Raw genomic sequence first — 25,391 nt, forward strand, 5'->3', positions numbered from 1 at the left:
TCAAGTTAAGCAGCAATGCCTAACAGATTAAGATTATCATAATACCGCTTCTCAAACTCAAAAGGTGACACATAGCCAATCGCACTATGCAGCCTTTTTTTATTAAACCAGTCCACCCATTCAAGGGTTGCTAATTCAACATCATTCACACCTTGCCACTGCTGTTTTAAATAATCAATCACCTCCGTTTTATACAGCCCGTTAACCGTTTCAGCCAACGCATTATCGTATGAATCACCCGTTGTACCAACAGAGGCGATCACACCAGAATCTGTCATTTTGTCTGTATAGCGGATAGACAAGTACTGAACCCCGCGATCACTATGATGAATCACATCTTTTGGATTATTTCTATCTGCTATTGCTTGGTTTAGTGCTGCCATCACCATATCGGTGTTCATACGATTAGATACCTTCCAGCCCACGATAGCGCGAGCAAACACGTCAATGATAAAAGCAGTATAAACCCAGCCGCTTGTCGTCTTGATATAGGTAAAATCAGCCACCCACAGCTGGTTAGGGTGGCGTGCGCTAAAGTTGCGATTGACCAAATCATCAGCGCGCTTCTGGTCATCACGGCTGTTGGTGGTTATCTTACCTTTACCGCGCCAAACCCCCTGCATGCTATGCTGCTTCATTAACCGCTCTACCGTACAACGAGCCACATGACTGCCGTCAGCCTTCATTTGCTGCCAGACTTTACGCGCACCGTAGCGGCACTTGCTGTCCTGCCAGATGCGCCTGATTTCACTGATGTAGAAGTCGTCATGTTGACTGCGTAATGAGCGCTTGTCAGGGCAGCTCTCCAAGTCTTTAGCACGGTAATAGGTTGATGGAGCAATCGGCAAGACTCTACAAATGGCTTGGGTCCCATATTCTGACTTATTCTCATCAATAAATTTGATCATCACTTCGGTGGGCGGTCTATTTCCGCCTGGGCGAAAAAAGCAGCTGCTTTCCTTATAATCTCATTAGCTTGCTTTAATTCTCTGTTCTCACGTTCAAGCGCTTTGATGCGCTCGGCTTGGCTTTGAGCTTGAACATTAGCAGGTATGGTTTGATCGATGTGCTTCTTATACCATGACCGCAAGGTTTCAGGCGTACAGCCAATCTTAGGGGCAATGGCTTGAATTGCAGACCATGTGGAAGGATATTCGTCTTTGGCTTCAATGAGCATGCGAACCGCACGCTCTTTCATTTCAGGGGTATAGTTTCGTGTTTTCATTGTCGTATTCTCTCAGAAAGTTGAGTCTCCGACAATCTCGGGGCGGTTCAAACTGTAAAGTTAGCCTTAGTACTTTTAATTTCTTTCCATAACTCAGGCCAAACGCCGTCTTTACCATAGTTTTTAACAATGTCCTCAAGCTTGCTACAGCATCTAGAATTAACCCAAAGGCCGTTAAAGTTGGAGACAATGAGCTGTTTTGCTATATCAACCTGTACAGTATCATCTGAATGCAATAACTCTTGTAAAATATCTATTAATCCAGAATACCAGTCCTTCCATTCTTCCTGAGTAGAAGGTTGCCACCCCATTCCTCTTTTGTGTGCCCCAAATTCAAATGACGCAAAAGAACGCCAAGAAGATGTCTGCAAAGCCTTATTAAGTAACACCTTCGCTATTTCATAGTATCTGGGATTGGATGATTGAAAAAGATCTCTAATAAATGCTTGTCTCTTATTTGGTGTCGCTTCTGTCCCTGATAAATATAAGGAAAATAAGTTTTCCATCCAGTTAACAATACTATTGTTTCTTTCACCGTCTTTCTCAGTCTCAGCAAACTTGAGTAGAAGATTTGCAGCACGATTAAAATATTCATCATCGTAAGCAAGCTGACGTAAGAGCCCAACAAACTGATTAAAGTTAGGGTTATTTCGAGAAGCAAATTCAGCGTTTTGGCAAGCTTGTTCAAGTAGATAAAGTGCTGCCTGAGGAATAACAGGAGCAATATAGCTAAAACATTTTAGGTGGATAGGGCTATATGTAGCAGGGTTATACAATGGTGCGCCTTCTTGTATCCAACTTTCAGCTAGTGCCTGAGCTTCTAAGCTATTATGCAAATAACTGACTCTATGAGCACAAGACATGAGTAAACGCTCATTTTCTTCTTTAAATAGCTCAGTGTTAATCTGAGATATGGCAAGGTTTTCGAATGCACGTCTAGCAAGTTTGTTAGAAATGGCATGAGGAAGGACGGCTCGCCAATTACCACGCTTTTGAGCAATATGCCGTCTAAGTAACTCTGCTTGGTGACGGTACAGGGTCTTACTTTCGATACCTGAAATGCGACCTAACGCTAACAGTTCATTATTTTCATTTGAAATGTCAAAAGAGTAAATTAGAGAGAGTGTTTCTGCACTTTCTAAAAAACTAACATCTACTTGTTTTCTCTGGTGGAAAAGTCTCTTAAATAACTCTTCATCTGACAACTGACTTAAATTTTCGTTAATATCTACTTGATCAGCTAAAGCCAAAGCAACTCTTGCATTACCTCCAGAAAACTCTGCAATTTTATCGCAGTTCGTTTTATTTAATTTGGGAAAGCGCCTTTGCAAAAGTAGTGATACCGTATCTTCACTAGCTGGTTCAATATGTATAACCTGAGTCTCTTCTGGTTTGTCAGTAGAAATATCATATTCAATTGATAGTAGTTTGATCTTTGCATTACTTGCTGCAATCCTTTTCTGTAAGGTTCGATGGATATCAGGAGGACAGTTATCAAGAACTATGCAAGTATCGCTATTGTTAGCAATAAGATAGTCGACCATTTCCGATGCTGAAGGAGCTAAATCTTCACCTAAATCGGCGTAAATCGTATTAGTATATGGTAGAGGCTCATCTCCAATTTCTTGTTCAAATAGAGCTTGAGCAAATCGAGTTTTACCGACTCCAGAAACTCCTGTAATACGTACAATACTGTTATTTCCTCGGAGTTTATCGCGTACCGCTTTAATACCTTCAAGTACTGTTAATGAATTTTGATTACCTAAACTACTATCGCTTACACAACGATGGTCATCGGTAATAAAATCATCTTCTAAGGCGATAGGAGTTGCCGCCCACCTACCAAAAGGTTTCCAGCCAGATAGAGGTTTGCCAACTTTTTGGCGAACCCATAAAGTCACACTTGGATATAGATGCAACCATGATAAAATACGATCTCGACCATAGAAGTCGAGCTGTAAATCGTCTTTATTAGTTAGAGAGTTGACGGCTTCTTGCATACCAGCTAAACGATCTTTTAACATTTTATCGGAACAATCATCTTTACCACTAACAATGATGTAAGCTCCTTTTTTATCAGCAATTTCTGACAAAATTGGTTTAGGGTTACTACCATCTAACATTTCTTTATGACAAGCTGCCTTACCCATCGAATGCTTTTTGACTTGAAAGCCTGTACAGTTTCTTGGTATAAAATTAGGTTGCTTTAGTCGGCTATTACTATCAACGCTCACATCAAGTCCGCCATCGGCTGCTTCCTGTGCGCCTCCCCAAGTCACATCAGCTAAGGGCAATTGCTGCTGCAAAAACTCAGCTTCGCATAAGCGTCCAATTAGTTCTCTTAAGTCGCCATCATTCAATGATGTGATGTCTTCAACAGTGAGCTCCAAGCTTTTCATTTTATATTTCTCATTTTTTGTTTATTTAATGGCATTCTCGTTTATTTATTATATATAGAATTTAACATTCCTAAATTAAATTCTTCGCACAAAAAAAACACTCAATCAAGTTGAGTGTTTTTTTGAGTGATTCTTACAGTTAGATCAAGGATTAAAGCGTGCTAATAGCCTGATTTAATTTTTGATTAAACACTTCATCAGTGACAACGCCTGTCTCAACATCAAAGTTATCAAAGAAACTGGGCAATGACAGTGCGCCTTTGACATCAGCTGCAAAGAATGGCGCTGACCCTTCTGCCGCAGCAAGCACGCTTTGAGCGCCGCTAGGGCCTGGTGACGTGGCCAGCATAATCATTGGCTTGTCTTGATACACCTTCATATCGATGCGTGATGCCCAGTCAAATAAGTTTTTATAAGCAGACGTATACGAGCCATTGTATTCAGCAAACGAGATGACAATCGCGTCCGCCTCACCAATCGCTTGATAAAAATCATGCGCGAAAGCAGGGATACCGCTTTCTTTTTCGCGCTCTTCGCTAAAGATTGGCATCTCAAGGTCATGAATGTCGAGTAGAGTGACATCGGCATCATCGATTTGCGCCGCGCTATAGCGAGCCAATTTTTGATTGATTGAATTTCTGCTGTTGCTGGTACCAAAGGCTAGTACTTTCATTATAAAATCCTTATGATCGTTGTTATTTTTAATTTGTCGTGAGAGTAAAAAACGCGTTGCGGTTAGATGTGATGCGACACCACCACATATTATGATACGGACTGCGCTTTTAGCATTAAGGCGCTTGCGACTGCCAGCGCTAACGTGAAGCCCGCCGTTACCAAATAAAAATGGCTATAAGCCAGTGCCGAGATAAGCGCAGACGTTACCAGTGGTGACACAAACTGTCCGATAAAAATGCTGCTTGTCAGTATACCTGACGCCAGTCCCCGCTTGTCACTGGGGACAAACGCCAATCCTGTTACCATAAAATTTGGCATCACAAGGCCCATACAAACGCCCATGAGCGCACACCCAAGGGCAACTAAGCCAAAAGAGCTGGCCTGTGAGAGCACCAACATACCCACGCTCATGGCCATAAATCCTGCAAACGCCACACCATGACTATGAATCTTAGCGACAAGCTTGCCAAAAAAGACACCGGATATCGCTGCTGCAAGTGTGCCTGCACCCATAGCCAACCCAGCTTTACTTGGGTCTATAATACCGATATCAACCATAAAAAACGGTATTTGCGTTGGTAGAATATAAAAGACGATTAAGTGACAAAAAAGAAAAATAGCACAGCCTGCAAGGATTCGTTTCCAGCCACTATTTACATCGCTATCGTCTGGCAGTTGATCGTCTTTGAGGTTGATAGATTTATTGTCTTTGATAGAGACAAACACCAACGGCACCAAAAAAATGGCAAGTCCATAAATATAAAATGGCAAGCGTGGGCTAATACTGGCCAAATATCCGGCGGTGACGATAAATATGATGCCGCCGATATTTGAGAATGCTTGTTGCAATCCCATAAACTGACTGCGTTGTTGGCCAGAAAAATAATCCGCTATCAAAGCCGTGATGGCCGTCATCAGACCCGCGACACAGATACCTAAGAGTGCGCGACTGATGAGGATGGCCTCCAGTCCTGCCAGTTTTGCGCCTGCTGCACCCGATATCGCAAACATAAAGGTTGAGAGAATAATCTGATTTCTACGACCAAACTTATCTGCGGTCCAGCCTAAGATAGGCGCAAAAATCACCACAAACAGCGCGGGTATCGGTAGCAGCATTTTTACTAAAAGATCAGCAGAAGGCGTTCCCGAAAACTCACTGGCCAAACCCGGTAGCGCAGGTGCAATGGTCGCATTGGACATCACGGTTAAAGTAGAAATCAAAAGCAAGCATAGTGAGCTTGATGCTAATACGTTAACTTTCATGGATTGTTCTCTTTTTGGTCGCCTGTGCGCTCAAGTATTGGACTTGAACTCATATTGATTTGCGCCTATTCTGCTACCTAAACCTAAGTTGAGGTCAAGCGAAAAATGCAAAAAAAACTCATTCCTGAATGGATATCGGTGGGTGTACTTAGTGAAAGGACAGGCGTATCGATATCAGCCTTACATTTCTACGAGAGAAAAGGGCTAATCAAAAGCCAAAGAAATGTCTCAAATCATCGGCAATATCCAAAGCACGTCATTCGTATCGTCTCTTTGATTCAAGTGGCACAGCGTACAGGCTTTTCGCTAGAAGACATATTATTAGAACTTCAAGAATTGCCAAATCATACTCGCATTACCCTTGAAGACTGGGAGGCGCTGGGCATCAGATGGCAAGGAGAGCTTGATCGAAAAATCGTACAGTTAACAGAGTTAAGAGACATGATGAGCGACTGTATCGGCTGTGGTTGCCTATCGCTTGAGCGTTGTAAACTGCTCAATCCTTATGATGAATTGGGTAAAAGAGGCGCAGGGCCACAGCGGCTGACGGGATAAACACAGTCTTAATCAACAATGAGTCATGACCTAATCTACCAACCTTGCTACAGTAGCGTATTATCCATAATCAGACGGAAACCTTATGATAACTTGGCAGCTCAAGCCTTTCACTGAATTAACAACCATCCAACTGTATCAACTCCTTAAACTCAGAGTGGACGTGTTTGTGGTTGAACAAAAATGTCCATATCCTGAATTGGATGATAAAGATCATCAAAAAGACGTTTATCACTTGTTAGGTTATGCCGGTGATAAGCTTATCGCCTGCGTCCGTTTATTACCAAAAGGCGTGAGTTATCCATCCGTCAGTATTGGCCGTGTTGCTATCTCAGCCAATCATCGCGGCGGCGGTATTGGTCATCAACTGTTAGAAGAAGCCTTGAGAGCTTGTCAGTCTTTATGGCCCAATGAATTTATTGAGATTGGCGCGCAAGAGTATCTAGAAGCGTTTTATACACAACATGGCTTTGTCAGAACCTCAGACATGTATTTAGAAGATGACATTCCGCATATTGATATGATTTTGGAAAAATAATTTCTCCGCTATCTGTAACTGACGTACACTATTTTTTATTGCCATTAATAGCTTTATCAAACATTCAGATTCAAAAAAGCCCACAATTGAACCGACCCCCATAAGTTGGACACAACTTATGGGGTATTTTTATGCGTTACGATCTAGACTTTAAGATGCAAGTCATCGCATACTATCGGCAAGGACATACCGGACCTGCGACTGGTAAGGTGTTTGCCGTGAATGCAAAGTTTGTACATAAATGGGTTCAGCAATACCAAAGCGGTGGTATAGAAGCGATCAAGCCAAAGACAAGTAAGGCCAAATACAGCAGTGAGTTTAAACTTAAAGTACTCACAGTCATGTTAGAGCAAGGCTTAAGTCAATCTGGAGTTGCACTGACATTTAACATCAGCTCACCTGCGCTCATCAGTCACTGGCACAAAGCGTATCGTTTTCATGGTATATCTGGACTCATATCCAAACCTAAAGGTAGAGCCGCCATGAATAAACCCTTTATGACAGACAAACCTGATGATGAGAAAACCTTAGCAGAATTAAAGCGTGAGAATGAATACCTACGTGCGGAGGTTGCCTACCTAAAAAAGCTCGATGCCTTGCTCAAAGCAGAGGAACAAGCAGGCAAAAAGCAAGGCTCATTGAAGCATTGAGGCAAGAACACCCTTTATCTACTTTGCTAGACATTGCTAAGATGGCCAAGAGTGTCTTTTACTACCATAGGTGTCAGTTTGATGTTAAAGACAAATATGCAGACTTAAAACAGCGTATTACTGAGTTGTACCATCAGCATAAAGGTAGGTATGGCTATCGTAGAGTCACGGCCGCACTAAAGCAGTTAGATGGTCATCACAATCATAAACTCATTGCTAAGCTTATGCGTTGTTTAAACTTGAGTGCGCGAATTCGAAGACAAAGGTACCGCTCTTATAAGGGCATACAAGGTAAGATTGCGAAGAACTATTTAAAGCGCCAGTTTCATGCAGATAAACCAAATAAGCGCTGGCTCACCGACATTACTGAGTTTAAGGTGGGTGATGATAAGCTGTATCTATCACCCATACTTGATTGTTATAACAATGAGATTGTCAGTTATACAATCTCAAAGCGCCCGACTTATGACTTAGTAAGCAATATGCTAGGTCGTGCTTTAGCAAAGACGAAAGCGTGTCGGGATAAGACACTCATGCTACATTCTGATCAAGGTTGGCATTATCAAATGCAGCCGTTTGCACAGGTGCTAAAACAGCATGGTATCAAGCAAAGCATGAGCAGAAAAGGCAACTGCTTGGATAATGCGCTCATGGAGGGGTTCTTCGGTACATTAAAGTGTGAGACCATTTATATTGATAAGCCTCAATCCATCGAGCAGTTAGAACAACAGATTCATGAGTATATGCATTATTACAATAATGATCGTATTCAGCTGAAACTAAAAGGACTGAGTCCTGTGCAGTACAGAACTCAGTCCTTGATATAAACTAAACCGTCCAAGTTTCGGGGGTCAGTTCAAATCACGTGGGCTTTTTTTATAACTATTTAACAATGTCTAAGGAAGGATTATTCCCACTCAATCGTCGCTGGTGGCTTGCTTGACACATCGTACGTCACGCGTGATACTTCCGCGATTTCATTCATGATGCGATTTGAGACTGTTTCAATCAGCTCATATGGCAGATGCGCAAAGCGCGCTGTCATAAAGTCCACTGTTTCAACGGCACGTAACGCAATGACCCATGCATAGCGGCGGCCATCACCCACCACACCGACCGATTTGATTGGTTGGAATACAGCAAATGCCTGTGCGGTTTTTTCATACCAGCCTGAACGCTCAAGCTCTTGCATAAAGATCGCATCTGCCAAACGTAGAATATCAGCATATTCTTTTTTGACTTCACCTAAGATACGCACGCCCAAACCTGGACCAGGGAACGGATGACGATAGATCATTTTTTCTGGTAAGCCTAGCGTAATACCCAATTTGCGCACTTCGTCTTTAAAGAGATCACGTAGCGGCTCGACCAACTCAAATGCTAAGTCGTCTGGTAATCCGCCAACATTGTGATGGCTCTTGATGACGTGAGCTTTGCCTTGATGTGACTTGGCAGACTCTATCACGTCTGGGTAAATCGTACCTTGTGCTAAGAACTCAACGACTTTACCATCGCTTTGCTCGCTCACTTCACGTGCGCTGTTAGCGAATACGTCGATGAAGGTTTTACCGATAATTTTACGTTTTTTCTCTGGATCAGACTCGCCCGCCAATGCATCTAAGAACAAGTCTTCGGCATCGACGCGAATCACTTTCACGCCCATGTTTTCGGCAAACACTTGCATGACTTGATCGCCTTCATGCAGACGCAAGAGACCATTATCAACAAACACGCAAGTCAGCTGATCGCCAATGGCTTTATGCAAAATGGCTGCGACGACTGAGCTGTCCACGCCGCCTGAAAGACCAAGCAACACTTGCTTATCACCGATTTGCTCTTTTAACTGCGCCACACGCATATCGATAATGTTGTCTGGCGTCCACTCGCCCGCACACTCGCAAATTTGATGCACAAAACGGCTAAGCAGCGCTTGACCTTGCAGGGTGTGCGTCACTTCTGGGTGAAACTGTAGACCATAGTATTGCTTGTCATCATTGGCCATAATCGCGATTGGGCAGCTTGGAGTGCTGGCTACAATATCAAAGCCTTCAGGTGCTTCGATGACTTTGTCACCGTGACTCATCCACACATTAAGCTTGGCTAACGATGCCTCACTCTTACTGTCTTCAATGCCTTCGGTCAAATGCGAATGACCTGTCACCTCAATCGTCGCTGCACCAAACTCATGAATATCACTGGCATGAACCTGACCACCGAAGCGATCCGCCATTGCTTGCATGCCATAACAGATACCCAATACTGGCACATTTAACTCAAATACAGCGTCATTGATACGTGGACTATTTTCTGCATGTACGCTCTCAGGACCACCCGATAAGATAACGCCTTTTGCGCCAAATTCGGTGATGCGCTGGGTGTCGATATCATAAGGTAACATCTCACAAAACACGCCAGAATCGCGTACACGGCGAGCGATTAGCTGGCTATATTGTGAGCCAAAATCGAGAATTAAGATGCGATCTTCTTTAATGGTGGGAGTGGCAGCAGCAGTAGTCATAAATCGATATCCATCAATTGATAAATTGGTGCCCTATTTTAACAAGTTTAGGCCGCATCAGGGTTACTTCCTCAGCAAAATTTCGTGTTTCAAACACTTTATTCAGAAAAAATATTTTATAGCACTAACTATCTTCTATTTAGGCACTTCATGAGGCGGTCTTTTATTGCTAATAGTTTGCTCTTCTACTTTTAACCTAGAGAATAATTTTTAATGATCTTTACTATCAAGGTCAGGTACAACTGTATTTGAGAACGATAGTCATTCCCTAATCCTGTATTTGCTTGAAACTTTTGCTTACAAAATAGCTTTTCTCATCCCTTAGTTTATGTAGGATTTGTTAACAATAAGCCCCGATTAGTAGTCGAATTTTGTTATATAACCGTGTACAGTAAAGAAGTGATTGCCAATAATGTGAGCCATCAATATGCCATTATTCCAAGCAAAAAAATCTTGAATGCAGTAAATGGCTTATGTTTTGACATATCGCAGTAGGTTGGTTCGTTAATCGCAGGACAGCGTTTAGGCCAATCTATTATCGTTCCTTTAAGTACGTGACCCGTAAGTGACCTAGTCCCACTACCTGCACTACTAGATGGTCAATTGTTAGATTACTCATGTCGGAGCGTCTTGATACCAAGTGCGCAATGATCTCTGTCAACATCCAACCAAACCACCGTAAAGCCATGACGGCTTTCTCAAAAGGATACAAATAATGAAAATGGAATTGTTATCGCCCTCAGCCCTCAAAATCAGCACCCTCACTCTTGCAATCGCTGCCGCTTCTCTTAGTACCACCACCGTCATGGCGGCTGAATGTCAACTCAATGATGGCACTGTTGGAGGCGCAACCAGTAATGGTGTCACAGCACTCGCTTGTGGCAATGCCGCAGTCGCTGGTGGTGCTAACGACACCGTCGCTATCGGTAATGCCGCAAATGCCACTGGCAACTCTACAACAGCCGTTGGCGGCGAAGCCTTCACTGGAACCGTAGCAGCAGGTACTGATTTAAATGCAGGCGCTCTCACCTCTACTGGTAGTACGCCAGGCGCTACTGCCATCGGTTGGCGTGCAACAGCGACCGCAGAAAGAGCGACGGCAGTGGGTCATTTGGCCAGTGCTTCTGGCGTTCGATCTACCGCAGTTGGTGAAGATGCTTTTGCTGGCGGAGCCAACGATACTGTGGCGGTGGGTAATAAAACTCAAGCCAATGGTAATTCGACAACGGTGTTAGGTGGCGAGGCTTTTACTGGAACGGTAGCGGCAGGTACTAACTTAAATGAAGGTAATCTCATCTCTACAGGTGATACGGCGGGTGCTACTGCTATCGGTTGGCGTGCAACGGCTACCGCCGAGCGTGCTCAAGCATTCGGTCATTTAGCCAGTGCTTCTGGCGTTCGCTCTACCGCAGTCGGTGAAGATGCTGCTGCACAAGGAGAGCGCTCTGTGGCTTTAGGAAACCAATCAACGGCTGGCGGTACAAACGATACGGTCGCCATCGGTAACTTGGCCAATGCAGGTCAAAACTCAGCCACCGCTGTGGGCGGTCAGGCAAATGCAGCAGGTCTAGGCTCAACCTCTATCGGTTGGCAATCAGAAGCCACGGGCGAACGCGCACAGGCATTTGGTCATCTCGCCAATGCCAGTGGGGTACGCTCAACCGCAGTCGGTGAAGCGGCTAATGCCAGTTCAGACAATGCCATCGCTATCGGCAATCAATCAGTAGCCTCAGGTTTGGATGCCGTTGCAATAGGTGGCGACAGAAGTGGCGTGCGTCAAACCACTGCTTCTGGCACCTCATCAACAGCTATTGGCGCTCAAGCGCAAGCGACTCAAGCAGGTGCGACGGCAATGGGTTGGCAATCCACGGCAAGTGCTGAACGCGCTCAAGCCTTTGGGCATTTAGCTTCAGCAACGGGCGTGCGCTCGACCGCAGTCGGTGAAGCTGCGCAAGCACAAGGCGAGCGCTCTGTTGCTTTAGGTAATGAAGCAGTGGCTGGCGGTACAAACGATACAGTCGCTATCGGCAACTTGGCCAATGCAGGTCAAAACTCAGCCACCGCTGTGGGCGGTCAAGCCAATGCTGCTGGTTTGGGTTCAAGCTCTATCGGTTGGCAATCAGCTGCAACTGCTGAACGCGCGCAAGCGTTCGGTCATTTAGCCAAAGCAACTGGCGTACGCTCGACTGCAGTGGGTGAAGCGGCTCAAGCACAAGGCGCTGGTTCTGTGTCTTTAGGAAACGAATCAACAGCGGGTGGTACAAACAGTATTGCTATCGGTAATGGCGCAAATGCCGCAGGTGACAACCAGATCGTGTTGGGTAATGCAGGTCAACTCCAAGCCAGTACAGCCTCACAATCAGGTGGCACCAATATCGTCACCACAGATGCAAATGGCACATTAGGTACCAGTGTCAGCATAGACTCGCTCGCCACATCACAACAGTTCAGCGACTTACGTAGACAATACAATCGTCAAGAAGATCGTTTAGAGGAAGCAGAAGACGGTATCGCAATGGCGCTGTCTATGGAAACGCCAGTCATTCCTTCAGGTAAAAGATATGCCATGGGATTTGGTACTGGTTACTATAATGGCAGCACTGCTGTGAGCGCGTCATTTGCTGGACGAGCAACTGACAGTGTGACCATTTCAGCTGGCGCTGGTGTTGGTGCGGATACTGGCAAAGTCGGCGCACGTGGCGGCGTCACGTTTGCTTGGTAAATCACTGATAACGGTCTGTTGCATTCACAAAATAAGCTGAGTGCAGCAGACAAGCGTTATTTTATTCAACACCCAACCGAATCAATTAAAAGTCTCAAAGCTTTTAAAACACAGGATAAAAAACAATGAAAATGGATTTTTTGCCACGCTCTACACTGAAGATCACTACCCTTGCCCTAGCAGTTGCGGCCGCTTCTCTGGGCACCACGGCTGTCATGGCGTCTGAGTGTCAACTTAATGATGCAAATGCGACCACTATTTTAGGTGCGACCAGCAATGTTAAAACGGCTTTCGCCTGTGGCAGTGCGGCAATGGCTGGCGGTACCAACGATACCGTTGCGGTCGGTAGCCAAGCCAAAGCTGGTATGAACTCTGCCACTGCGGTCGGCGGTCAAGCCAACGCAGCGGGTCTAGGCTCAACCTCTATTGGTTGGCAATCAAAAGCGACAGGGGAGCGCGCACAAGCGTTCGGTCATTTAGCCGATGCCAGTGGCGTACGCGCAACCGCCGTTGGTGAAGCTGCCATGGCTGGTGGCACGAATGATACGGTTGCGGTCGGTAACCAAGCCAAAGCTGGTATGAACTCTGCCACTGCGGTTGGCGGTCAAGCCAATGCAGCGGGTCTAGGCTCCACTTCTATCGGTTGGCAATCAAAAGCGACAGGAGAGCGTGCGCAAGCGTTTGGTCATTTAGCCGATGCTAGTGGCATGCGTGCCACTGCCGTTGGTGAAGCAGCAATGGCACAGGGCGAGTCTTCTGTAGCGATTGGTAATATGGCAATGGCAGGTGGTTTAAATAGCATCGCTATTGGTAACAGCACAAAAGCAGCTAATCGAAATCAAGTCGTCTTAGGCAATGCCGGTCAAGTCAACGCTAGTACAGCATCGCAGTCGGGTACTGTCAAGATAGTAACCATTGATGAAAACGGCACGTTGGGTACGATGATGGTTGACTATTATAAGTCTGCTCAATAAGCCGATTATAAAAGTAGAGAGCATTCCTTTAATCGAAATCAATAAAACCCTGCAATGGCAGGGTTTTTTTATGGCTTTCATTCATCTAAAATAAAAGTAGTACCCAGCTCTCATGTTGGTATTATCAATGCTTGCTGCTGTTCTCTAACGCTTGATAAATACGATTTAACCCTTCTGTCAGTAGCGCTTTGGGACAAGCCACGTTGATACGCATTTTAAGATGCCCTTCCTGACCGTATTTGATCCCTGCATTTAACTCAACCTTGGCGGCTCTCAACGTGTCATAGAGCATTTGATCATCTTTGGCATACGCAGAGCAATCCAGCCAAATCAGATAAGACGCTTCTGGACGCATGATTTTAATATCAGGTAAATACTCTTCTAAAAATCGCACTGTCAAATCAATATTGGCCTCAATATATTCAAGCGCTTGCGTGAGCCATGCGCCACCTTGCTCATAGGCACTACGCATCGCCGTATAAGCAAACAAATTCAGCTCATATTCATCATTTAAGTGCTGCTGCTGACTGATTTTTTTGATTAACCCCTCATCTTTAGCAAATATCATTGAGCCTTTGATACCAGCGATATTAAAGGTCTTGGTCATTGAGGTCAGACTCACCACCTTGTGCTCATAGCCTGTTGCTAGCGTTAATAAGGGCGTGAATGTGTGTCCGCTCAAGGTCAAATCTTGATGAATCTCATCGCTGACGATAGCGACATTGTATTTTTTACATAAGGTCAGAACCGCTTCAAGCTCTTCAGCCGTCCATACGCGCCCGCCCGGATTATGCGGATTGCACAATAAATACAGCTTGACGTCATGCTGGGTGATTTTGGCTTCGATATCCGTCAAATCCAGACGATACTGTCCCTCAACGTCTTTGAGCGCTGAGGTCACAAGCGTGCGGCTATTTTGTTCAACCTTACTCATAAAGGGCGCATAAATGGGATCATTGATTAGTACCGCGTCCCCTACCTCGGTAAAGACGTGCATCATCAGCGCTAGGCTTGGCACCACCCCTGGGGAAAACAAGATATTGCTTTTGTCCAGCTGCAAATCATAACGACTGCGATGCCAGTCAATAATCGCATCGTATAGCGCCTCGGTGGGTTTGGTATAACCCAATATGCCATGCTGCGTGACTTGCTCAATCGACTGTAAAATAGGCGCAGCGGCTTTAAAGTCCATATCTGCCACCCATAGCGGAATTGTGTCATCGCTATAGTGCCATTTGACCGATCCTGTATTCCGTCTGTCGATGACTTCATCAAAGTTGTATAACACTGGCCTCTCCTCACACAAAAATAATCCCTTAGGGTACAACATGAGCGCCGTCAGAACCAATCGCTTTATGGGTATATCGTCATCTCAAAATAAAATCGATACATCCATCTTGATTCGCTACTGGTATAAATTTTACTTGCTTGCTGTGTCTGCGCTGACAGAGGCGGCGTAAAATGTATCCCAGCAGCTTTGTATCGCTTTTTAAAGTGAATTGACTATATCACCATGCTACTGAGACACCTCTCTTTTACCACGTTTGACACCTAGCACGACTGGCTCATAGTGAGGTACACTCAAAACATCAATCACGGAGAGAGACGATGACCTTACCTGACCAAAAGCCGCAGACGGACACGCACGCTTACGTCCTAACCAAGTCTGATATCGATTACACCACCGAGACTAGACACGTCCATCAGTTCAATGAGAACGCCATTCGCCATACGGTTTCGCTCAGCGACATCGTCGGTCTCACGAAGTTTGGCTTGCACCTCGTACGCGTGAAAGCAGGCGATGAGACGACGACGCACCACTATCACGAGGAGTCCGATGAGTTCATTTATGTGCTGTCAGGTGAGCTGTCGCTGCGCTATGGCGATGAGCATTATCAATTGCGTGCTGGTGACTTTGTGGGCTTCCCTGCACATGGCGCGGCGCACTCGATGCGCAATGATAGCGATGCCGATGCCACGTATCTGATGGGCGGCAGCCGACCACCGATTGACATTACCTTGTATCCAGAAATTGACCGCAAGATGTATAACATACATGGTAAAAAAGAGTATGTGGATTTAGAAGATTTGGGTGAGGTTTGAGGGTAGTGTTATCTTTAAGATGGAAGCTTTACTTGTTACTTTAGATTAATAGGAGGCTTTATATTAGCTTATATTATAAAAACATAGCTTTGTATAAACCTCCATGTAAGAATAAATTTGTCAATATTCATCTAAAGCATTGTTTCTATTAGCCAAAATTAAGTTTTCAATATATTTAATTAACTCCGCTTCACTTCTCTCAACCATAGCCATTACACCTTCTTTCGCATCGTATGAACAGAGAAGCTCGCCCAATCCACTATCAATACAACCCTATTTCATACTCTTTGCGTTCATCTGATCGACAATTGCTTCTAACTCATAATAATTGGATAAAACTTTTACCTTATTTACTTTCCTTAATTTGACGGCTAACTCAATGCTATCAAAACGATTGTCATCAAACACAGTGTTATATATCTGCTGCAATATCCTCTTTTGGATAGCTAAAAACTCATCCTTATAAGGCATTGCTCTTAATTTATGAATCGAAAAGAACAATAATGCCAAAGGTACTAGCATTACATACTTATCCACTCCATTCGGCAATGGCAGTAACGGTATGCAAACCATCAGCACTAAAGGCATCACCCAAAGGATAAAGCGCCATTTTTTCTCATAAAAACTGATTTTGTCTCTGACGGCAATATACTCTTTCAGCTCTATAAAGCGCCTTTTTTTTGCGATATTGATATAAAAATAATCTTCTCGTAAGCCATGTTTAAAGACTTGCCGTAAGCCAACATATTCTGGCCTATCAATGTTGAAGCGATCTTCCATAAAATCAAAAGGTAGCCAGCGCTGTAATTTTTCACGCAAAACATCTGACAGGCCACCTTCTTTATTAATGGATTTCAGAAACATGACCACTGACAAGCTGAGCATAAAAGTCAAAAACAGCAAAAATAATAGTAAATAAAAATGATCAGTCATAAGTGGTCGTTAGCCTTTGTGGCCCTTTTAGCATAGTTAGAAAATCGTTCAATCTTAGAATGTTAGCTTCATATATCACAAGCGATGATTTCGCTACTTTCCTTTAAACTCCGCCTCGCGCCGCTCAACCATCGCCATCGCACCCTCACGCGCATCTTCTGAATAAAACAGATCCGGCAGATAGCTATGGATATTGGCCAGTGCCGCGCCGACACCACTACGGCTCACATCTTGTGCTGACGACAGTAGACTTTGCACGCCAAGCGGTGCTGCTTGGCAGATCTCTTTGGCAATCGTGAGTGCGCGCGCGTATTCAGTGCCATTTTCGACCACTTCACTGATCAGATTGAGTCGATCCGCCGTTTGCGCGTTAAACCGCTTACCAGTAAGCAGATAGGGCATGGCTTTTTGCCAGCCAGCGGCTTGTACAAACCTGACCGTCGCCCCACCAAACGGCATGATACCGCGAAGCACTTCCATTTGGGCAAAGTTGCAGTTCTCACTTGCGATGACCACATCACTATTAAGCATCAGCTCGATACCAGCGGTAAAGCAGGTGCCTTGTACCGCGACGACCACAGGTTTGCTGCGTAATTGACCACTGATGCCCCACGGATCGATTTGATCGTGATCAAACTCAAACGCGCCTTTGTCCCATTTATCTTGTAGCTCCATCAAATCCAGACCGGCGGTGAAGTGCTCGCCATGTGCGAAGATAAGCGCGCAGCGTAGGTCATTGTCATGCTCGTAATGGGTTAGTGCGTCGGATAATTGCTGAATCATATGGCTGTCAAACGCGTTGCGCTTGCTTGCACGATTGAGACCAATTAGGCAGATGTGATCTTGCGTCTCGTAGGTGATGCGGTTGTCGGTATGGGTATTGCTGTCCGTCGTCATGACTGTATCCTTGTCAAAATTCACGTAATGGGTGAGGCAGTGATTCTCACTGTGTTTTTAATATAGCACCCTTGCTTTAGAACACAAGCAGCAACGCGTGGATTTATGACGGTCGTGGTTCATAAAGAGGCACGTGAATAGCTGTTGATATCCTTTGCGATAAGTGCAACTATTAGCCAATTAAGACGTCATTTAGAGCACTTTATGGAATTTTGGCACGGTTTTTTGCTGATCACCAGCGTTCACTTGCTCGCGGCTGCCTCGCCTGGCCCTGATTTCGTTTTGGTCTCGCAACAAACCTTAGCAAAGGGTCGGCGCACTGGCTTGATATGTAGTCTTGGCATCACGTTTGGTTTGGGCATACATGTCATTTATTCGGTGCTGGGACTGGCAACGATCATTGCCCATTCGCAGCCACTATTGACCGCGATTAAATGGCTAGGCGGTGGCTATTTGATTTATCTCGGTTGGCAAGGTATTAGGGCCAAACCCAAAAAACCATCCAATTTAGTCCATTCGGCAGATGCAGACGCGAGCGTTTCACAACCAGTACCGTCTCAACAGAATGTCGCGACCAAAAAGTCGTTTAACAGAGCAGAAAATACAGAAACGTCCTTTGCTATTTTACGCCGTGGCTTTTTTTGTAATGTGTTTAATCCAAAAGCGCCCGTGTATTTTGTTGCTATATTTACGCTGGTGTTATCGCCCGATATCCCGCTGTGGCAGTTGGCTATCTATGGCGTGTGGATGATGGTGTTGCAGATGGCATGGTTCAGCGCAGTCGTCATGTTGCTCTCTATTCCTGCCATTCACCAAAGATTTCAGCGCTTCGAGCATTGGATAGACCGCGTCTTGGGATCAGCGATGATTGTATTGGGATTAAATCTTATTTTACGTAGCCGATAAGCCATTAGTTTTTTGTGAAATCTGCTAAACTGGTTGATTATATTCAGATATCAAAGCCCCACACTATGACCAGTAAGCCTATGAACCGTCGCCCGACCGCCAATAATCACAGAAATAGATCGCCCGAGACTGCCAAAAAACTCGGTCAGCTGCATCCGCGCAACCCGCATCAGGGTCGCTATGACTTTGCGGTATTGACCCGCGCTTTGCCTGAGCTTGCCGATCACACCATCACCAATCCAAAGGGTGAGCCGACGATTAATTTCTCTGACCACCAAGCCGTACGGGTCCTTAACAAGGCACTATTGGCGCACTATTATGGTGTTAAGTTTTGGGACATTCCTGAAGGCTACTTGTGTCCGCCCATCCCAGGACGCGCGGATTATATCCATTACATTGCCGATCTACTGGCGCAAACCACGCACGTCAATGACGATAATACACCGCCTACTGGTAAAGAGATCCATGCGCTCGATATTGGTACTGGTGCCAGTGCCATCTATCCCATCATCGGTAGCCAAAGCTACGGCTGGCGCTTTACCGCAAGTGACATCGATCCCGTTTCGGTCAACACAGCAGCGCTTATTTGCGAGGCCAACCCAAAGCTAAAAAGCGCGGTAAAAGTAAAGCTGCAACCTGAGCCTAAGGTTATCTTTAAAAATATCATCGGTCGTCAAGATTACTTTGATGTGGTCGTGTGCAACCCACCTTTTCATGCGTCACTCGAAGAAGCGATGGAAGCCAATAGCCGTAAGCAGCATAACCTGCAACGACATCGCGGCAAAAATGAAAGCGAACAAATAAGCCGTCATTCAACCAAATCAGGCAATGCGGCGCAAAACCTCAATTTTGGTGGTCAGCATAAAGAGCTTTGGAGTGAAGGCGGCGAGATTACTTTTTTGACAAAAATGGCAAAAGAGAGTCAAAACTTTGCAGAGCACGTTGGCTGGTTTACCACTTTGGTCTCAAAATCTGAAAACGTGAAACCGTTGCAGCTATTACTCAAACAATTGGATGTAGCTCAAATGCGCATTATTGAGATGAGTCAAGGTCAAAAAAACACGCGTGTTTTGGCATGGCGTTTCAATACTGACGAAGCGTAACTACTAAAAATACTCTTTGCCTAAGTTTCACGTGAAACAAAAAGTTGTAACTTATAAGTTATAAGCAAAGTTTCACGTGAAACAAAAAAATACCGCTTTTATGAAGAAAGCGGTATTTTTTATTTTAAATGCCAGTAAGCGATGCTTAGATGTCTAGATTAGACACCGTCAATGCATTCTCTTCGATGAAGATACGGCGCGGCTCAACATGATCACCCATTAAGCAAGTGAACATATGGTCAGCAGCGATAGCGTCTTCGATAGTGACACGCAGCATACGACGGTTTTCAGGATCCATTGTCGTATCCCACAGCTGATCAGCATTCATCTCCCCTAGCCCTTTGTAGCGCTGGATGGCTAAACCACGACGAGCATCGAGCATCATCTGCTGCCAGAGATAATCAAAATCACGGATGGGGATATCTTTGGTCGTGCCTGCACTGGCTTCACGGCGAATAAAGGCATCGTCTTCCAATAAGGTGTTCCACTCCGCAGACAAACGCAGTAGCTTGCTATACTCGCCTGAATTGATAAAACTAGAATCGAGCAGATAATGATGCGCTAACTGGTGCACATAGACGGTGACACGTGGTAGCCACTGCGCCTTTGTAGATAGCGCCTCGTTACCAGTCTCCGTGTCTGAATCGGCTTTCTCTAGACTGGCCACGCCTGATGTCATACCCAGCAAATCTGCGGCAGCGGCATCCATGTTTTCAGGCTGAGGCGCATGGATATTGACCAATTCAATCTCAGGGCTTAGATCACTACCAAACGCATCAAGTTGAGTCTGCATGGCGTCTTTCCAAGCCTGCATGGCAGACTTGTCATAAGTCATGTCTGTACTAAGCTTCGGTGTATGCGTTAAGGCATCCAAAATCACCGCTGGGAAACGAATCTGCAAGCGCGCTTTAATCAGCTGCGTTTGGTTATAGTCATTTAAAAGTGTTTCGAGCGCCTGACCAGTAATCGCAGGGGCATCAGCACTGATATGTAGCTTGGTGTTGTCAATAGTCGATGACAACAAATAGGCTTTAAGCGCTTCGTCATCCTTAAGGTATAACTCTTGACGGCCTTTTTTCACTTTATAAAGCGGCGGCTGAGCAATATACACATAACCACGTTCGATCAGCTCAGGCGTTTGACGGAAGAAGAAGGTCAATAGCAAGGTACGAATGTGTGAACCATCCACGTCGGCATCAGTCATGATGATGATTTTATGATAGCGGACTTTATCAGGATTGTATTCGTCAGGGCCAATACCGCACCCAAGCGCAGTAATCAAGTTACCCACTTCAGCAGACGATAACATCTTATCAAAACGGGCACGCTCTACGTTCAGGATTTTGCCTTTTAGGGGCAAGATAGCCTGAGTTTTACGGCTACGGCCTTGCTTGGCTGAGCCACCTGCTGAGTCACCCTCCACAATGTATAGCTCTGACAATGCTGGATCTTTTTCTTGGCAATCTGCCAATTTACCTGGCAGCCCTGCGATGTCTAATGTGGTCTTGCGACGTGTCATCTCACGTGCTTTGCGAGCTGCATCACGAGCGCGAGCCGCATCAAGAATCTTGTTGGCAATCGCTTTACCCGCACTTGGGTTTTCTAACAAGTAGTCATTGAACTTATCGCTCATCGCCGATTCAACCGCCGATTTTACTTCGCTCGATACCAGCTTGTCTTTGGTCTGACTTGAGAATTTTGGATCAGGGACTTTGACAGAAACGATGGCGGTCAATCCTTCGCGCGCATCATCACCAGTCGCGACGACCTTCTCTTTTTTGAATAAGTTTTCACGATCTATATAGCTGTTTAGACCACGTGTGAGTGCAGATCTGAAACCTGATAGATGCGTACCACCATCGCGCTGCGGGATGTTGTTTGTGAAACACAATACTTTTTCATTATAAGTGTCTGTCCATTGCAGCGCGACTTCGACACTGATGCCATCATCTTGTTCACTGTTGAAATGAAACACTTCATTGACGCCATCTTTGCCCGCATTGATATAGCTGACGAACTCTAATAGACCGCCTTTATGCTCGAACTCGTGACGCTTATCGATGCGCTCGTCGGTCAAAACAATACGCACGCCTGAGTTAAGGAACGACAGCTCACGCAAACGCTTGGCCAAAATATCGTACTCGAAGATAGTACCCGTAAAGACGTCAGCACTTGGGTAAAAACGAATCTGCGTACCCGTTTTGTCCGTGGCTTCCATCTGCTGGATATCTGCATCCGGTACGCCATCAGTGTACGTTTGATGATAATGATAGCCTTCGCGCCAGATGTTCATCTCAAGCTTTTTCGACAAGGCATTAACAACCGATACCCCAACGCCGTGTAGGCCACCTGATACTTTATAGCTGTTATCATCGAACTTACCACCAGCATGAAGAACTGTCATGATGACCTGTGCTGCTGACACGCCTTCTTCTGGATGGACATCGACAGGTACGCCGCGACCATTGTCCATCACACTAACCGATTCGTCTTCATGGATAATGATGTCAATTTGATCGCAATGACCAGCAAGCGCCTCATCGATAGAGTTGTCCACTACCTCAAAGACCATATGGTGGAGACCAGTACCATCATCTGTATCACCGATATACATACCAGGGCGCACGCGTACTGCTTCTAAGCCACGCAATACACGAATATCTTTGGAGCTATAATCAGAGGGTAATCCTTCAGAAACCGCAGCTGGTGCAGTCGTTTCGGCAACGCCGTCTGATGTCAGTTGCTGGTGCTCTGTAGGTAATGAATCACTCATGTGCATTCCTTAATCTAGCCATAATCAGCCGTCTGTCATTAACGCACCACTACGGCGACGCCTCATAACGTTATTTTAGACTTAACTTTTATAGTCAAAAATTTTGATAGGGGTTATTTTTTAGAGGCTATTAGCCAAAACTATAGAAGATATTTGACGAGCTTAAAAAGCTTAAGTTGATCTCTCGTTTATCCAATGTTAGTGGTTTTGTCTTAAAATAAAACAATGCCAAAACAGAAGAAATAAAAAGCATATTTATCAATCACTTAAAATTTCTAGCCAATAAAAAATATCTGTATAACGCTATCAAACAACTTGCTGAAAACAGGACAAAAATAAAGCCGTATTTTAGCATTTTTTTGCTTCTAAGTCACTGTTTACTGGCAGTTTTATGGCTATTAAACCTGTCTTTAAGAATGGTAAATATTATTAGAAGGAATGGTATGAATATAGGCTGTCTTGGAACATGTATGAAGTATAAGATAGGTAGAGAAAAGTAGGCACATTAAGATAAAAACACTTGACCTTGTTTCACGTGAAACACGTTCGGAGTTGACCATAACGACTGTACCAATGGCACAATATCATCGGTCAAACTGGTCATGAATACTTGGCATGGTAGCTGTGATAATGTCGATAATAAAATATGTATTGCTCTATCGTCTAACTCGGCAGTGATGTCATCTAATAACACCACTGGTGTGATTTGAGAGGTAGCATAGCCAGTAGATAAATCTGAGTCTGCGTTATTTAACAGTAGTGGCAGTTGTGACAAACGCAGCGCGGTAATCAGCAGCTTTTTTTCACCACGAGACAGCACATTTGCTGCTTGCTCTTTTAAGACTGGCAACGCTTTATTCACATCAGTATCTACCTTCTCATTGGTTAGAGCATCATTGAGCTTTGTTGAGCCATGAGAGCGCCAATGCACATGAATATCCGCTCGGTGATTACCAATACGAGTATACCCCAGCTGTAAGTCCTGCTCTAATCGCTCATCAAGTTGCACATCAAGGGCGATACTGGTGTCATAGCCCGCACTATAGCTTAAGCTTAGTTGTTCAGCATAGCTTGGCAGTAATTGAGTAATGCTTTTGGCAAAGTAAGGCTGCCATTCTTCGAATATGCGTTCGCGATAATGGTGAATCAATGCAGCATGATTACTCAACCCCTTGTCCCAAGATCTTAGCTCAGCGAGCTGTACTTGGGTCAAATGGCGTGTTTTTTTTAGCAAACTATTGCGCTGTTTTAAGAGACGTTGATAAGCTACCCACTGTGGATGAAAGCCTTGTTTCATGTGAAACACTAACCAATCTAGCAGTTGCCGACGGCTGGCACTACCCTGCTCTAGCATATCCATGGTTGAAGGATCGATTAATAAGGTTGGGAGTTGCTCGGTTAAGATGCTTTGGTTGTAGACGGTGGTTTGGTTCAACCGCAAAATCGTCGTCGCGTCAGCTTGCTTTTGAATAGCCAAAGTACTGCCGTCATTGATCTTAGCATGGACAATTGCAGTGTTTTGATGATGCTGGATATAGCGTTTTGGTTGATGATGACGAAAACTTTTGCCTCTTGATAACAAGAATATGGCTTCGAGCAACGATGTTTTTCCACTACCATTGACACCAATAATGACATTACACGGCGCTGATGGTAGGTTGACTTGGGTCAGGTTACGGAGGTGTGAGATTTGTAGACGTTCAATCATAATACCGACAGCCGCCTATAGACATGGTTTAAATTTATATACAAAAGTTTGTTATTAAAATAATTTACAAGGTCTTGGAAGTTAAGATTTTTCATAAAGTTATGGAGATCACGGTATTTATATACAGTGCTTGCAGACTGCTCTATGGCTCAACTCCCAGTAATCCAAATATTATTTACCGAGCACTATATACGCATCGGCATGATGACATACTGATGAAATTCATCGTTCAACTGGTTGACCAATACAGAGGCGTTCGATTGGCTCATATGCATTTGTATATCACCTTGGACCACGCCGAGAACGTCTTGTAAGTATGCCGCATTAAAAGACAACTCCATTGGTTCGCCTTGATATTTTGCTTGTATCATTTCGACCGCTTCGTCTTGCTCAGCGTTGTTGGCTCTTACTTCAACCATACCGTCGCTGGCAAAGTTAAAGACTACTCCGCGAGATTTTTCATTACTCAAAATCGCCACACGGCGCAGTACGTCTGTCATTTTTTCTTGATTGAATAAAGCAAGCTTGTCAGTATTACTCGGCATCACACGGCGATAATCAGGGAATTTGCCATCGATCAAACGAGCAGTAAAAGTCACCATTAAGTTTTGGGTGATTTGCCCTGCACTATCAACGTCACCAAATGGCAAACTGACTTGCAAGAATTCACGACCAAAACTGAGCGTGACTTGATTGTCTTGCTCACCCAGCATTTTGCCAAGCTCAGAAGCCAATCGCTCAAGCTCAATCACAGCTTTACGTGGCAAGATAGATTGCATATTAAGATCAGCACTCACATCAATTACGCTGCGCGCCAAAGCCAATCGATGTCCATCAGTGGCTACTGTCGTCAATTGCTGCTGTGATACGTCAAACAACATACCCGTCAAATAATAACGGACATCTTGAATCGCCATCGCAAACTGTGTTTTATGAATCAAGTCTATCAGACGATTGCGGCTGATATTCAATGGCGTGATGTTTTCAGGATTGCCAAGACTTGGATAATCTTCGCTAGGTAATGTACCCAAGGTAAAACGACTTTTGCCACTGGTCAGCAGGCAACGCTCATTGGCTTGAGTGGCAAGATTGATTTGGGCTTGAGCAGGTAATGATTTACAGATGTCTTTTAGTTTCGTTGCAGGCAATGTGGTTGTACCTGCTTCTACACAGGCACCCGCAGGCAATTTCAATGTCGACATCAGCTCCACTTCTAGATCAGAGGCAGTCAAAACAAGCGCTGACTCAGACAGCTGTAGCTTAATATTTCCCAAAATAACCATGTTGTGGCGTTTATCAGCCGCTTTGGCAATTAAATTAATGGCTTTTAGTAACGACTCTCGATTAATCGATAATTGCATGCTTAATTACTCTTATTGGTTACTCTTATTTGAATGGTTTTTTTGTATAAATATAAAATAGTGACTCAATAATACCTTGTCTACCAAG

At 44.6% G+C, this 25,391-nt stretch carries 21 protein-coding genes and 1 other annotated feature; of the genes, 10 read left to right on the forward strand and 11 right to left on the reverse strand.

The genetic code is table 11. The features are described from left to right. Window positions 1-5: 5 nt before the first annotated feature. The 4 genes from CIK80_RS07275 to CIK80_RS07290 all read right to left on the reverse strand — a co-directional run bounded on the left by CIK80_RS07275 (window position 6) and on the right by CIK80_RS07290 (window position 5,562). A protein-coding gene (locus CIK80_RS07275; RefSeq protein WP_095568366.1) for an IS3 family transposase occupies window positions 6-1,225 on the reverse strand; the annotation gives its coding sequence in 2 pieces (ribosomal slippage) (window positions 6-949 and window positions 949-1,225; 1,221 coding nt in all). After that, window positions 834-950 (reverse strand) — a sequence feature (AL1L pseudoknot). (Overlaps the previous gene by 117 nt.) 47 nt (window positions 1,226-1,272) lie before the next feature. Then, entirely contained in the window at window positions 1,273-3,624 is a 2,352-nt protein-coding gene (locus tag CIK80_RS07280; RefSeq protein WP_095569409.1) for a hypothetical protein, read from the reverse strand. Window positions 3,625-3,775: 151 nt separating this feature from the next. Next, window positions 3,776-4,297 (reverse strand): NAD(P)H-dependent oxidoreductase, encoded by a 522-nt coding sequence (locus tag CIK80_RS07285; protein WP_095569410.1) that lies wholly within the window; start codon window positions 4,295-4,297, stop codon window positions 3,776-3,778. A gap of 89 nt (window positions 4,298-4,386) precedes the next feature. Further along, window positions 4,387-5,562: an MFS transporter gene (locus CIK80_RS07290; RefSeq protein WP_095569411.1), complete on the reverse strand. Its 1,176-nt coding sequence runs from the start codon at window positions 5,560-5,562 to the stop codon at window positions 4,387-4,389. Between the two features lie 105 nt (window positions 5,563-5,667). On the opposite strand from CIK80_RS07290, the gene soxR reads away from it, so the two are divergent. From soxR to CIK80_RS07310, 4 genes are all read left to right on the forward strand, one after another. Then, window positions 5,668-6,117: a redox-sensitive transcriptional activator SoxR gene (gene soxR, locus CIK80_RS07295; RefSeq protein ID WP_084387205.1), complete on the forward strand. Its 450-nt coding sequence runs from the start codon at window positions 5,668-5,670 to the stop codon at window positions 6,115-6,117. Window positions 6,118-6,202: 85 nt separating this feature from the next. Further along, window positions 6,203-6,655: a GNAT family N-acetyltransferase gene (locus CIK80_RS07300; protein WP_062843464.1), complete on the forward strand. Its 453-nt coding sequence runs from the start codon at window positions 6,203-6,205 to the stop codon at window positions 6,653-6,655. 131 nt (window positions 6,656-6,786) lie between these two features. Continuing rightward, the gene (locus CIK80_RS07305; protein ID WP_095569412.1) at window positions 6,787-7,305 is read left to right on the forward strand and encodes a helix-turn-helix domain-containing protein; all 519 of its coding nucleotides are present in this window, start codon (window positions 6,787-6,789) and stop codon (window positions 7,303-7,305) included. Continuing rightward, on the forward strand, window positions 7,293-8,132 hold the full coding sequence (locus tag CIK80_RS07310; RefSeq protein ID WP_257011714.1) for an IS3 family transposase: 840 nt from the start codon (window positions 7,293-7,295) through the stop codon (window positions 8,130-8,132). The genes CIK80_RS07305 and CIK80_RS07310 overlap by 13 nt, the downstream gene beginning before the upstream one ends. A gap of 80 nt (window positions 8,133-8,212) precedes the next feature. Here CIK80_RS07310 and guaA read toward each other — a convergent pair whose 3' ends face one another. Continuing rightward, entirely contained in the window at window positions 8,213-9,823 is a 1,611-nt protein-coding gene (gene guaA, locus CIK80_RS07315) for a glutamine-hydrolyzing GMP synthase (RefSeq protein ID WP_095569414.1), read from the reverse strand. 715 nt (window positions 9,824-10,538) lie between these two features. Here guaA and CIK80_RS15495 point away from each other — a divergent pair. Together CIK80_RS15495 and CIK80_RS07325 are read left to right on the forward strand one after the other, a co-directional pair. Then, window positions 10,539-12,545 (forward strand): YadA-like family protein, encoded by a 2,007-nt coding sequence (locus CIK80_RS15495; RefSeq protein ID WP_095569415.1) that lies wholly within the window; start codon window positions 10,539-10,541, stop codon window positions 12,543-12,545. 125 nt (window positions 12,546-12,670) lie between these two features. Next, the gene (locus CIK80_RS07325; protein WP_095569416.1) at window positions 12,671-13,519 is read left to right on the forward strand and encodes a hypothetical protein; all 849 of its coding nucleotides are present in this window, start codon (window positions 12,671-12,673) and stop codon (window positions 13,517-13,519) included. Between the two features lie 124 nt (window positions 13,520-13,643). Here the strand turns inward: CIK80_RS07325 and CIK80_RS07330 are convergent, their stop codons facing one another. Beyond that, the gene (locus tag CIK80_RS07330; RefSeq protein ID WP_257011700.1) at window positions 13,644-14,807 is read right to left on the reverse strand and encodes a MalY/PatB family protein; all 1,164 of its coding nucleotides are present in this window, start codon (window positions 14,805-14,807) and stop codon (window positions 13,644-13,646) included. A gap of 40 nt (window positions 14,808-14,847) precedes the next feature. On the opposite strand from CIK80_RS07330, the gene CIK80_RS15500 reads away from it, so the two are divergent. Together CIK80_RS15500 and CIK80_RS07335 are read left to right on the forward strand one after the other, a co-directional pair. After that, window positions 14,848-14,979, forward strand: coding sequence for a hypothetical protein (locus CIK80_RS15500; protein ID WP_257011701.1), 132 nt, complete (start codon window positions 14,848-14,850; stop codon window positions 14,977-14,979). A gap of 148 nt (window positions 14,980-15,127) precedes the next feature. Beyond that, window positions 15,128-15,622 carry a cupin domain-containing protein gene (locus tag CIK80_RS07335; protein WP_095569418.1) on the forward strand — a complete coding sequence of 165 codons (495 nt, stop codon included), beginning with the start codon at window positions 15,128-15,130 and terminating at the stop codon, window positions 15,620-15,622. A gap of 273 nt (window positions 15,623-15,895) precedes the next feature. On the opposite strand, the gene CIK80_RS07340 is transcribed toward CIK80_RS07335, so the two are convergent. Both CIK80_RS07340 and CIK80_RS07345 read right to left on the reverse strand, forming a co-directional pair. After that, the gene (locus tag CIK80_RS07340) at window positions 15,896-16,555 is read right to left on the reverse strand and encodes a hypothetical protein (protein WP_095569419.1); all 660 of its coding nucleotides are present in this window, start codon (window positions 16,553-16,555) and stop codon (window positions 15,896-15,898) included. A 93-nt stretch (window positions 16,556-16,648) separates the two neighbouring features. Continuing rightward, window positions 16,649-17,452 carry a crotonase/enoyl-CoA hydratase family protein gene (locus tag CIK80_RS07345; protein WP_095569420.1) on the reverse strand — a complete coding sequence of 268 codons (804 nt, stop codon included), beginning with the start codon at window positions 17,450-17,452 and terminating at the stop codon, window positions 16,649-16,651. Window positions 17,453-17,656: 204 nt separating this feature from the next. Between CIK80_RS07345 and CIK80_RS07350 the strand changes: the two genes are divergently transcribed. Together CIK80_RS07350 and rlmF are read left to right on the forward strand one after the other, a co-directional pair. Then, the gene (locus CIK80_RS07350) at window positions 17,657-18,358 is read left to right on the forward strand and encodes a LysE family transporter (protein ID WP_095569421.1); all 702 of its coding nucleotides are present in this window, start codon (window positions 17,657-17,659) and stop codon (window positions 18,356-18,358) included. A gap of 65 nt (window positions 18,359-18,423) precedes the next feature. Then, entirely contained in the window at window positions 18,424-19,461 is a 1,038-nt protein-coding gene (gene rlmF, locus CIK80_RS07355) for a 23S rRNA (adenine(1618)-N(6))-methyltransferase RlmF (RefSeq protein ID WP_095569422.1), read from the forward strand. Between the two features lie 145 nt (window positions 19,462-19,606). Here rlmF and gyrB read toward each other — a convergent pair whose 3' ends face one another. The 3 genes from gyrB to dnaN form a co-directional block, all read right to left on the reverse strand. Continuing rightward, window positions 19,607-22,234, reverse strand: coding sequence for a DNA topoisomerase (ATP-hydrolyzing) subunit B (gene gyrB, locus CIK80_RS07360; protein ID WP_095569423.1), 2,628 nt, complete (start codon window positions 22,232-22,234; stop codon window positions 19,607-19,609). Between the two features lie 505 nt (window positions 22,235-22,739). After that, on the reverse strand, window positions 22,740-23,942 hold the full coding sequence (gene recF, locus CIK80_RS07365) for a DNA replication and repair protein RecF (protein WP_095569424.1): 1,203 nt from the start codon (window positions 23,940-23,942) through the stop codon (window positions 22,740-22,742). Window positions 23,943-24,127: 185 nt separating this feature from the next. Continuing rightward, window positions 24,128-25,303: a DNA polymerase III subunit beta gene (gene dnaN / locus CIK80_RS07370; protein WP_095569425.1), complete on the reverse strand. Its 1,176-nt coding sequence runs from the start codon at window positions 25,301-25,303 to the stop codon at window positions 24,128-24,130. Between the last annotated feature and the right edge of the window lie 88 nt (window positions 25,304-25,391).

Origin of the sequence: Psychrobacter sp. JB193, assembly GCF_002285555.1 — a bacterium.
Classification (GTDB): Bacteria; Pseudomonadota; Gammaproteobacteria; order Pseudomonadales; family Moraxellaceae; genus Psychrobacter; species Psychrobacter alimentarius.